Source organism: Geobacter sp. (genome assembly GCF_027327745.1).
Classification (GTDB): Bacteria; Desulfobacterota; Desulfuromonadia; order Geobacterales; family Geobacteraceae; genus Geobacter.
Genome location: NZ_DAHVYG010000054.1, coordinates 1 through 10,732, shown reverse-complemented (window position 1 = coordinate 10,732; position 10,732 = coordinate 1). Strand labels below are relative to the sequence as shown.

Annotated in this window: 13 protein-coding genes; 5 read left to right on the top strand and 8 right to left on the bottom strand. The window is 64.9% G+C overall.

The window, feature by feature from the left end:
* From M6689_RS10450 to M6689_RS10430, 5 genes are all read left to right on the top strand, one after another.
* Positions 1–482 (top strand): glycosyltransferase (locus M6689_RS10450; RefSeq protein WP_298271216.1); only part of this gene is annotated, 482 nt, incomplete at its 5' end.
* Positions 479–2,032 (top strand): glycosyltransferase family 9 protein, encoded by a 1,554-nt coding sequence (locus M6689_RS10445; RefSeq protein WP_298271213.1) that lies wholly within the window; start codon positions 479–481, stop codon positions 2,030–2,032. The genes M6689_RS10450 and M6689_RS10445, both read left to right, overlap by 4 nt.
* 175 nt (positions 2,033–2,207) lie before the next feature.
* On the top strand, positions 2,208–2,480 hold the full coding sequence (locus M6689_RS10440; protein WP_298271211.1) for a flagellar FlbD family protein: 273 nt from the start codon (positions 2,208–2,210) through the stop codon (positions 2,478–2,480).
* Between the two features lie 15 nt (positions 2,481–2,495).
* Positions 2,496–3,236: a flagellar motor protein gene (locus M6689_RS10435; RefSeq protein ID WP_298271209.1), complete on the top strand. Its 741-nt coding sequence runs from the start codon at positions 2,496–2,498 to the stop codon at positions 3,234–3,236.
* A 10-nt stretch (positions 3,237–3,246) separates the two neighbouring features.
* Positions 3,247–4,044 carry a flagellar motor protein MotB gene (locus M6689_RS10430; protein ID WP_298271207.1) on the top strand — a complete coding sequence of 266 codons (798 nt, stop codon included), beginning with the start codon at positions 3,247–3,249 and terminating at the stop codon, positions 4,042–4,044.
* A 19-nt stretch (positions 4,045–4,063) separates the two neighbouring features.
* Here M6689_RS10430 and M6689_RS10425 read toward each other — a convergent pair whose 3' ends face one another.
* The 8 genes from M6689_RS10425 to M6689_RS10390 all read right to left on the bottom strand — a co-directional run.
* Positions 4,064–4,894 carry a glycosyltransferase family 2 protein gene (locus M6689_RS10425; RefSeq protein WP_298271205.1) on the bottom strand — a complete coding sequence of 277 codons (831 nt, stop codon included), beginning with the start codon at positions 4,892–4,894 and terminating at the stop codon, positions 4,064–4,066.
* Positions 4,891–6,543 carry a glycosyltransferase gene (locus tag M6689_RS10420; RefSeq protein ID WP_298271202.1) on the bottom strand — a complete coding sequence of 551 codons (1,653 nt, stop codon included), beginning with the start codon at positions 6,541–6,543 and terminating at the stop codon, positions 4,891–4,893. Before M6689_RS10420 ends, M6689_RS10425 begins: the two co-directional genes overlap by 4 nt.
* Positions 6,540–7,343: a PilZ-like domain-containing protein gene (locus M6689_RS10415; RefSeq protein ID WP_298271199.1), complete on the bottom strand. Its 804-nt coding sequence runs from the start codon at positions 7,341–7,343 to the stop codon at positions 6,540–6,542. Before M6689_RS10415 ends, M6689_RS10420 begins: the two co-directional genes overlap by 4 nt.
* A 17-nt stretch (positions 7,344–7,360) precedes the next feature.
* Complete coding sequence (locus M6689_RS10410) at positions 7,361–7,819, bottom strand: hypothetical protein (protein WP_298271196.1); 459 nt, start codon at positions 7,817–7,819, stop codon at positions 7,361–7,363.
* Positions 7,820–7,880: 61 nt separating this feature from the next.
* Positions 7,881–8,300 carry a hypothetical protein gene (locus M6689_RS10405; protein WP_298271194.1) on the bottom strand — a complete coding sequence of 140 codons (420 nt, stop codon included), beginning with the start codon at positions 8,298–8,300 and terminating at the stop codon, positions 7,881–7,883.
* Complete coding sequence (fliS, locus tag M6689_RS10400) at positions 8,297–8,743, bottom strand: flagellar export chaperone FliS (protein WP_298271191.1); 447 nt, start codon at positions 8,741–8,743, stop codon at positions 8,297–8,299. The genes M6689_RS10405 and fliS overlap by 4 nt, the downstream gene beginning before the upstream one ends.
* Before the next feature lie 40 nt (positions 8,744–8,783).
* On the bottom strand, positions 8,784–10,211 hold the full coding sequence (gene fliD, locus M6689_RS10395) for a flagellar filament capping protein FliD (protein WP_298271189.1): 1,428 nt from the start codon (positions 10,209–10,211) through the stop codon (positions 8,784–8,786).
* A 247-nt stretch (positions 10,212–10,458) separates the two neighbouring features.
* On the bottom strand, positions 10,459–10,732 hold a 274-nt coding region (locus M6689_RS10390; protein WP_298271186.1), incomplete at its 5' end, for a flagellin.

Here is a 10,732-nt window from a genome sequence, read left to right as displayed (position 1 = left end):
TCGAGATCGCGGCCTGCGGCGCCTTCCAGCTCGTCGACCGCCGCCGGCTCCTCCCCGAGCTCTTTGCCGGGGACGAGGTGGAGACCTTCTCGGACCTCGTGGAGGTGCGGGAGAAGATCGACCGCTACCTCCGCGATGAGGAGGCCCGCCGCGACGTGATCGAGCGGGGGCGTCGGCGGGTCCTGGCCGAGCATACCTACGAGCGGCGCATGGAGGAGCTCGTGGCGACCATGGTGGCGGAGTTCCCCCGGGTGGCGGAGCGGGTGCGGAAAAGGATCGAGCAGCGGGAGACGGTGGAGGCGGAGCTGGAGCGCCACCCGGGGCTTGCGGAGCTTCTGGCCGGGCTCCCCGACCGGCGCTGGTTCGGCATGGGGAACATCCTCGGCGGCATCGTGACCGGCGAGGGGAATCTCTCCCGGGCGGAGAAGATCTTCCTCATGCTCCAGAACGTCGAGATCCTCTGGGAGAAGATACCGGAATGAGAGAGATCGCGCTTCTCGCCATCGCCCGCTACGGCGACCTGATCCAGACGACCCCGCTCCTGCGACAGCTAAGGCGTGCCCATCCCGACGCCCGGATCACCGCCGTCGTGGAGGACCGTTTCCAGGGGATCCTCCCCCTCATCGAGGGAATCGACCGGACCATCGTCCTCTCCAAGCAGGATATCGCCTGGGAGGTCGCCACCGGCGAGACCCCGCTGGCCGCCTACCTGAAGATGGATGCCTTCGTGCGGCAGATGGAGGAGGGGGAGTACGACCTCCTCGTCAACATCACCTGCTCGGGGCTCTCCGCCTTCCTCGCCTCGGCCATGCAGTTTCGCGAGGCGGCCGGCTTCATCGCCGACGAACGGGGACAGCGCGTCATCCGGAGCCGGTGGGGACAGTACGTCTTCAGCTGGTTCAACGACCATATCCGGAAATACAACCCCATCAACCTGGTGGACATCTTCACCCGCCTCGGGGGGGTGATGCCCGACGGGAAGCGGGTGGAGCTCGCCCCTACCGACAGGGGAGAAGAGGCCGCCGCCCGGTTCGTCGCGGAGCAGAAGCTCGCAGGAAAGCGGCTCGTGGGGCTCCAGCTCGGCGCCAGCGAGGCGAACCGCTGTTGGCCCGTCGAGAACTTCGCCCGCCTCTCGGACCGCCTCCAGCGAGAGCTCGGGGTGACGACGGTCCTCTTCGGCGCCCCCAACGAGAAGGAGCTGGCCGAGAAGGCCCTTGCCGCCATGGAGCTTCCCGCCGTCGACGCCGTGGGGAAGACGAGCATCGAGGGGCTCTACTCCCTCGTCGGGCGCTGCGCGGCGCTTGTCTCCAACGACACCGGGACCATGCATTTCGCCGCCGCGGCGGGGGTGCCGGCGGTGATGCTCTGCATCGGCCCCGCCTTCTTCCGCTGCACCGGCCCCTACGGCGCGGGGCACGTGGCGCTCCAGCCCCACATCCCCTGCTCCCCCTGCCCCTACGGCCTGGAGTGCGGCGACCCGGTCTGCCGCACCGCCATCACGACAGAGGCGGTCTTCAGTGCGACCCGTCTGCTGCTGGAGGGAGAGGCCGGCCTCGCCGGCCGGGATTTCCCCGGGGTGAGGGTGTACCGGAGCGGCTTCGCGCCGGACGGCTACCTCACCTGGGACGGGATCTTCAACGCGGACCCGGCGGCGGAGCGCCTCACCAAGCGGCGCGAGGCGATGTGGAAGAGCTGTTTCGACGGGACCGGGAAGCGTGCCGGCGAGCCACAGGACGAGCCCCTCCGCCCCTTTTACCGCCTCATGGCCGAGGGAGCGAGGATTTCGGCCGAGATCGCCGAAGCCGCCCGGAAGAAGCCGCTCCCGGTGGAGAAGATCAAGCGGCTCGGCGAGCGCGAGGCGGCCATCGAGGCCGAGGTGAAGCTCCTCGGCTACCGGGACGGGCTTGTCTCCCCCATCGCCACCTTCCTCACCCTCATGAGGGAGAACATGGTCGAGACCGACCTGGGGGCCGTCGCCCGGGAGACCAACCGGCTCTACGAAACCGGCCGCTGTCTGGCGGCGAATCTGTAAAAACCGGGGCTCGGGGCTGGGGACTGGTGAAAGGCTTTTGCCGAGTCCCGAGTCCCGAGTCCCGAGTCCCGAGTCCCGAGTCCCGAGTCCCGAGCCCCGAGTCCCATGACACTAAAGTTTTCCCGCCGGATGCCGAAACGATATGTACGCAACCGAAATGCACAAAGGACAGCCCATGATCAAACTGACACGTCTCGACGGCAGCGAGCTTCACGTGAACCCCGACCTCATCGAAACCATCGAGGAGACCCCCGACACCCACATCACCCTCTCCAACGGCAACCGTTACCTGGTGCTGGAGAAGGCATGCGCCATCATCGACATGGTCGTCGCCTACAACGCGCGGATCATGCGGCGGGCCGCCACCGGCACCCCGAAGAAGTACCTCTCCAGGCGGCGGCGGTCGGCATACCGCCTCTGCTGCAGCCTCGAAAACCGAACCGACTGACCGGGATACACAACCATGGATATAGCGACACTCATCGGCTGGGCAATGGGCTTCGGCGCCGTCTTCGGCGGCGCAGCGCTGGAAGGGCTTCACATGGGGGCGATCCTCCAGCCCACGGCGGCGATCATCGTGCTCGGGGGGACCTTCGGTGCCTCCTTCGGGAGCTTTCCCCTGCCGGCCATCATCAAGGCGTTCAAGGATGCGAAAAAGGCGCTGATGCCGGCGAACAACAACCCGGAGACCGTCATCAAGGACATCATCGGCTACGCCGCCAAGGCGCGCCGCAACGGCCTGATCTCCCTGGAGCAGGAGGCCCAGAGCATCAAGGACCCCTTCACCAAGAAGGGGATTTCGCTCGTGGTCGACGGCATCGACCCCCAGAAGCTCCGCGAGACCCTGGAGATCGAGGTGGCCCACTACGAGGAGCACGAGAAGGTGAGCGCGGAGTTCTTCGAGGCGGCCGGCGGCTACGCCCCCACCATCGGGATCATCGGCGCGGTGCTCGGCCTCATCCACGTCATGGAGAACCTCTCCGACTCCTCCAAACTCGGGGCCGGCATCGCCGTCGCCTTCGTGGCGACCATCTACGGCCTCGTCACCGCCAACATCGTCTGCCTCCCCATGGGGACCAAGCTCAAGCAGCGTCTCAAGGAGGAACTCCTCGTGAAGGAGATGGTCATCGAGGGACTCATCGCCATCCAGAACGGCGAGAACCCCCACTTCATCGAGCAGAAGCTCAAGGCGTTCGTTCATTAAGGCATAGAGAATGGCCAAGAAGAAGAACAAACACGAGAAAGAGCCGAACCACGAACGGTGGCTCGTCTCCTACGCCGACTTCATCACGCTGCTGTTCGCCGTCTTCGTCACCCTCTACGCCATGGGGCAGTCGGACAAGAAGAAGGTGGAAGAGGTGATCAGGTCGATGCAGGAGTCGTTCGGCTTCACGACCACCAGCTCAGCGCCGAAGCCCGCCGTCATCGACTCGACCGATCTGCGGATCATCCCCTCCATCTCTCCGGACCTCACCAACAAGGGGCGGAGCCAGGGGGGGACCACCAAGGGGAGGGCGCGGGCCGAGGAGAAGGACTTTCGCGCCATCAAGGCGGCCATGGAGGCGTATCTCATCAAGCAGGGGGCCCAGGAGAAGGTCAGCGTGGGGATCACCCGGCGGGGGCTCGTGGTGAGCCTGAAGGAGGCGGGATTCTTCGATTCGGGGAGCGCCATCGTCAAGGAAAGCGCCTATCCGCTCCTGACCAAGGTGGCGGAGACGCTCTCGGGGTACTCCAACGCCCTGCGGGTCGAGGGGCACACCGACAACGTCCCCATCAGCTCCCACCTCTTCCCCTCCAACTGGGAGCTCTCCACCGCCCGGGCCACCAACATCGTCCACTTCCTGCTGAAGTCCTACGACTTCGAGCCGGGGCTCGTCTCCGCCGCCGGCTTCGGCGAGTTCCGCCCCATCGCCGACAACACAAGCGCCGAAGGTCGCGCCAAGAACCGCCGCGTCGACATCGTCCTCCTCTCGGGCGAAGGAGAAAAGGCGGAGCCGGAGAAGATGCCGTAAGGGCCGGCATCCCTTTTCACTACCACCTTGCCATGACTCCCTTGATGCGCAGAGCCTCTTCGCCCGCCTCCCTCCCCTCCAGCAGCCTGCCGAACTCCCCGACGAAGGTCCTCAGAAAGGGATAGGTCTGCCGCTCTGTGCACCGCGCGAAGAGTTCGAATGTGGCGCGCAGGTGGCGATACGCCGCGTCGTCCTCCCCCATCTCCGCAAGGGTCATCCCCAGTTTGTAGCGGGCGTAAATGCTATCCGGCTGCGCGGCCACCCACCGCTCCATCAGTTCCAGGTTGCGGCGGTGCTTGCCGGCGGCGTTGAGCGAGAGATAGCCGTAGTGCCGCAGGCGGAGATCCAGCACCGGAGGGACGGCATCGGGCCAGTGCTTCAGCAGGGATTCGCCGACGCTCTCGTGCACCGGGTTGACGAACCGGATCCGCGGATCGTTGCGGAACAGCCGCAGCGCCTGGTGGCTCTCGATCCTTCCCGAGTCGAGAAGGTTGTCGATCCAGAGCCGGTACGCCGGCACGGCATCCGCCGCCATCACCGCCGCCAGGAGGGGAGCCGCCCCCTTGTCGAAGAGCACTTCGTCGGCATCCACGCTGAGCACCCACGAGTACTGCGCCTGCTCGATCGCGTAATTCTTCGCGGCGGAGAAATCATCCCCCCACGGATAACGGAAGATGCGGCACCCGAACCGGCTCGCGATCGCGGCGGTGTCGTCGTCGGAGCCGGTATCGACCAGCACGATCTCCCGGGAGACCCGCCGGAGCGACCGGAGCGACATCGAGAGGTAGCGCTCGGCGTTTCGGGCGATCATCACGGCGCTGAGCCCCTCCTTGCGCGAGCCGCCACTCATGGCCGGGCACCGTAACCGGCGGAGGCGCTTGCGAAGGTCTCCCTGGCCACCACTTCCATCCGCCGCCCGTAGGTATGTTCCGCCAGCACCCGCCCCTTTGCCTTCCGCACGATTTCATCCCGCAGCCGCGACCGGTCGAGGTAGTAGCGGGCCAGTTCCGCAGCCTCTTCGACCGTGTCGTAGACCGCGACCTCATCCTCCGCGAACAGCTCGTGCAACGCCCCCTGGCGGTCGGTGAGGAGAAAGCCGTTGCAGAGCGGGACGTCGAAGACCCGCTGGTTCACGGTGTGGGGCATCTGGAGACTCGTGGCGTTGACATTGATGCCGGCCGAGGCGTAGACCGCCGGGGTTTCGTGGAAGTAGTTGACGTCGGGAAAAGCCCGGATCCCCGGTCCCAGAACCCGCTGCCACCCTTCGGGGTCCCCGAAGAAGGTGAGCCCCAGGGGGAGAAGACTCCGCAGGAGCCGGGCGCGGTAAGCCGAGGTGGCACTGTGGAGGAGAAACGCCCGGAAGAAGAGGCGGGCGTCGTCGTCCGGCAGCAGCGGCGCGGCTTCGGAGAGAAGCTCGTCGAGGAGCCGCAGCTGATCGCCCCGGCAGGCGATGATCCGTTCCAAGGCGCGTTCGGCGAAGGCGGCGGTCTCGGAAGTGGCGGGAAACTTGACCGCCAGCCGCGCCAGGAACCCGCTCGCCAGGGAATTGCCGACGAAGGAGATCGGGGCGCGGAACTCCTCCCGGACCCGTGCCGCCGCGGCGAGGGTCGTGTCCGCGGCGAGGGGGAGATAGCTCACTCGGTAGCCGCGGGAGGCCACGGCCGGGATGTAGCTTCGGTCCCAGATGAAGACGTGGCACGCCGATGGGGGAGGCATCGCCTCGCCATAGAGGATGAACTCGGGGGAATCGACGAACCAGAGGGCGAGCGGGATGCCGAGGCGCTCCAGCATGCCGGCCACGACGCCGCGCCGGTCGAGACCGCGCATGTTGACGCTGAAGACGAGATCGGGGCGCTCCCGCAAGAGCGCCTCCCGGAAGGGGGTCACCTCTTCCCCCTCCACCCCCCGGAGGTCGAGCACGACCACCCGGTGCCCCAGCGACTCGAAGCCGTTGATGCATTCCCGCTGGGCGTAGTAGGCCTCGAAGGGGACGAGCACCGTGAGGGGGCCGTCTTTACGGCCCTCCGACCGGGGGAGGCATTCGTGGCCGGCCACGGCAACCGCCACCTGGAAATGGGCGTACCAGCCGGGATTGGCGTGAAGCGACGGTGGGTGGGTGACCATCCCCAGCCGTGCCGCGTCCAGCCCCTCGGGAAGCGGCGGAAACCGGCCGGACTCGAAACCGGTGACCAGCTCGACGCGGATGCATTGATTCGTGATTCTTTCCGCCGCCCGGGCGGCCAGCTCCGGGTAACGCTCCACGATCACGACCCGCTCGACATGGGGATTGGAGGCAAGCGTAAGGGGAATGTGGTAGCCGAGACCGGTGCCGAGGAAAACGACCGTCGGGAAGGGGAGGGATTTCGCGGCGTGGGCCTCGGCCTCCCGAACCGGGTCGTAGAGCGAGTGGAGATAGCACTCCTCCCCCGTCTCCCCGATCACGCGGACCGTTTCATGACCCCGGCGGCCGGCGGCAACCTCTGCCCGCGTCTGCCTCACCAGCGCCCTCCGGCGGGGAGCCGCTCGTTCTTCGCCTTCAGCTCCCGTCGCTGCTCGGCAAAGAGGTAGGAGATGACCGCTTCCCGGTCCTTGTCGCTGATGGTGGTGAACTTCATGGAAAGCTGGTAATGGGTCCCCCGCTCGAGGGTCAGGGCTATCTCATGGCAGCGGATCGCCTCGGCAAGGCAGCAGACGGTCCGCGGCCGGGGGAGGGAGAGAAACAGGGTGAGCTCAAGGAGCGAGCCGGCCTCGACGAACTCGGAGACCCGGAACCGGATCCCGCCGCCGCTCAGGTTCGCCCTCGCGGGAGCGATGTCGCGGCCGTTCCAGCCGACCACCTTGTAGCCGTCGCCGACGGGGACCATTTCGGGCTGACGCCAGAGCTCCGTCCGATCCGCCATCCAGCGGGCCTGGGCCTCCTCCGGCGTCAGGCCGGGGAGGAGCTCCCAGATGAAGGGAAGTGTCACGTCGAGGCGGAAGTACTCGCGACGCTGCAGTTCCCGGACGTCACCGACAAGCCGCACGGCAAACTGGCGGTCGTCCCGCACCTTCTCGACGGCCGCATCACAGCGGCAGAGCGCCCCCCCGGTCCAGACCGAGAGGGAGACCTCGGCTCCTTCCCGCACCATGCCGGAGGGGGGCTGCTCGGCACCGAATATCTCCAGCCACGCCAAGCTCCCCTTGAGGGAGGTAATGGCCGCCGTCCCGTCAAAGGATGATCCGCCCCCCGGGCGGACCGAAAGGTTCACCTTCTGGAGCTCCTCGAAGTATTTCCCGTATTCGAACGCTTGAGTTGACATGAAACTAACGTCAGTAATCAGGCTGACGGGACCCTCATGCCGAGGGCGGCGAAGACCTGCTGCCATGTGGCCAGGTGAGGGGCAATCTCGTACTCGATAAGATCGGCGAGGAGGACCCAGTCCTTGCGCTCCTGGGCCTTCATCGCCTCCGAAAGAAGCGCGTTGAGATCCTCGACGAAACGCGCCAGCGTCGTATCGCCGACCGCGGTGGCGTTGAAATCGACGCCAAGTGCCCGGCCGACACAGTCCAGGGTCTGCACGAGTGGGTCAAAGCCGCCCAGGAGCTCGATGTAGTCTCCCAGCGCCTTCCGCTCGCTCCCGGCGCGGAATGCGGCCGCGGTCTCCAGAGCGTGGTGCTGCATCTCGGCCGCATGGACATTGCCGTCGGCAAGGACCTTTGCTATCAGGGCTGCGGCCTCCCCCTGCTCCGGCGCAGCGGCCGGCTTCCCTTTTCTTGCTTCTGCCTGTTGTTGCATGAACGCCTCCTTGCAGATGGTTCTCTCATCCTGGTTGAGAATGAAGGTTTCGTGTCGACCGTCACACGGTGTCGTTGAATCCAGGGCGCCGCTCCCGCCCGCTTCGTTCATAGCCGTGGAGTGCCGTCTTCCCCCGGGCGAGGGCCCCCATGTTTTCCTGCAGACGGCCGAGCCGCTCACGGGCGAGGGCGATCACCAGGGCGTCGATCTCGATGATCTGGCGGGTCGTCTCCTCCTGCAGACGGCGAAAGCGCCCCAGGGCATCGTTGTCCGCGGCTTTCGCCCCGTTTCCCTGCCGCACTCCGGCGAGCTCTCCGTCAATTTTTTGTAGTTCGTCCACCAGAGTCTGCCGACGCGTCATCATTTCGTCAAAAGCTTCGGGAGTGGCGGTGTCAAAACTCCGGAGAAGGGCCTCCGCCTCTGCCAGCAGAAGGCGGTACCGCTCTTCCGCCGCGGCGAGTATCCCCGGGATCTCCGTCATCCCATCTGCCCCATGGCCCGAGGCTGCTGCTGTCCCGCCGCAGTGAGGGGGGCAATCTGGTCAACTCGCTCCCGGTGCCAGATCTCGATCGCCTCGGCCCAGGTGTCGCGCAGGATTGTCAAAATTTTGAGCGCATTCTCCAGGGAGCGGGGGGAGTTATTGATGTTCGCCGCCAGGTACTCGTCGATCAGGTAGATGTAGAGCTGCTCCAGCCGTCGGGAGATATCGCCCCCCACCTCGTGGTTCAGGGTGTTCATCAGTTCCGAGACGATCGCCTGGGCCTTGCCGATGAACTTGCCCTTGCCGGCGATATCCTTCTTCTCCATCTTGTCGAGGGCGATCCGCGTGAAGTTTATGGCGCCGTCGTAGAGCATCAGGAGAAGCTTCTCCGGGCTCGACGTGCTGACCTGGGTGTTCTGGTACTGGTTGAAGGGTGAGAGCATCTGCTTCCTCCTGGTCGGACTGGCGTCCCGCTGATGGTGCTTAGTAGGTATTCCTGCTCAAAAAGGTCAGAAGCGTGTTCCCCTGCCCCTGCAGGCCGCTGACCAGTTGCTCCATCGCCGCATACTGTTTCTTCAGACTATTCTGCTTCTGCGTCATGAGCACTTCCATGGAGTCGATCTGGTCGTTGATGTCGCTGATGGAGTCGGTCAACCCCCTGATCCGGGTCGAGATGATGCCGTTGGCCGTAGAGGTAGGTCCTTCGTAGATGTGGGTCAACCGGTCGATAACCTGGTTGTACTGCTCCGCCGCGCCGTACTGGTCCTGAGACAGTCCGGAAACTCCGCTGTTGTGGGTGAAGAGGTCGACCACGTCGTTGAAGTTACTCGAAAGAGCATCGGAGAGCGTCGTCGAATCCAGCGTAAGGGTGCCGTTGGTATAGTCCGTCTTGATCCCGATCTGGGCAAGCGTTGCAAAGGCGCTGTTGACACCGGTCACCGGCGTACTGATGATGGACTGGAGCTGCGACTTGACCGTCCGGAGGGTTGAATCGCCCGAGAGGACCCCCCCTTGCTTGGTGCTCGTGTTGTAGTCCGATTGCTTGTTGATCTGCGACATGGCTGCGTTGTACGCACCGATGAAATCGGTGATCTTTTTCGTAACGCCCGCAACGTCGTTGTCAACCGTCACAGACGTCGTGGCCCCCCCCTCCTTGAGAAGAGTAAAAGTAACCCCCGGGATCACATCGGTGACGGTGTTGGAGGTCTTGGTGATGGCGACGCCGTCGACGCTGAAGCTGGCCGAAGCCCCCGTTTGGTAGGTGGGGCCGGACTGGGTGATGGTCGGATTCGCGTAGGGGGCACCGGTGGGGCTGGCCGGCGCCGTCGCCAATCCGGAAAAATCGAGGGTGTAGTTCGTGGTATCTTTGCCGGTAATCACGAGTCTATACGGGTTGGCCGAGCCGTCATTGATGACCGAGGCGGTGACATTGGCACCCGACCCGTTTATGGCCGCGGCGATCCCGTTAAGAGAGTTCTGCCCCTCAGCAATGGTGACGGTTACCGGCGAAGCGCCGCCGTTGATGACGATGCTGCCGGAGTTGAAATTGGTGACATCGGCATCGGCAACACCGGCGTCGGTAACCTGACGCTGGTTCTTTGCAAGGCTCGTCACCACGATTGTGTGGCTTCCCGGGGTTGCCGTACTTGTCGCAGTGGCACTCACGACCGTACTGTCCCCCACCGAAGAGGTTTTACCCATGAAGGTGGTGGGGGTATTCATACCTGCAGCAATCGTTTGCAGCGAATTGAGGAGGCTGGATATCTGGTTGTAGATATCCACCTGGCTCTGCATCGTCGCCTGTTTGCTCTGGAGCACGCGTTCGGGCGCCCGCTCCAGGTACATGAGCTGGGAGATGAGAGACGTGGTGTCGATGCCTGTCGCCAACCCGCCAACCGAAAGATCTGCCATGACACTACCTCCTTGAGCCGTCAATGCAAATACGGCTCCATTTTCCACAACAAGGCCGCGCATTCACTCCTGTGGGAACGAGGGCACTCCTCTGCCGTTACTATCCGTATCGGTTCGGAAACCGGAAACTTTAGCCCTTTTGTCAAGAAGAACGTGCGTCGCTGCCGGAAGATCGGCCCCTCCGGCGCCCCGGCACGAAAAAAGGGGAGGCTCTCGCCCCCCCTTTTCGTTCCGCTTTAGCGCTCTATTACCGCAGGAGCGAAAGGGCCGACTGCGGGGTCTGGTTCGCCTGGGACAGGATGGCGGTGCCGGCCTGGGTCAGGATTTGGGCGCGGGTAAGGGCGGCGGTCTCGGAGGCGACGTCCACGTCGCGGATCCGGGACTCGGCGGCGCTCAGGTTCTCGACCGAAACCTGCAGGTTGTTGATGGTGGACTGGAGACGGTTCTGGACGGCGCCCAGGGTACCGCGGATGTTGGAGACGTTGGTGATCGCCGAGTCGATGGCGGTCAGGGCGGCGGTG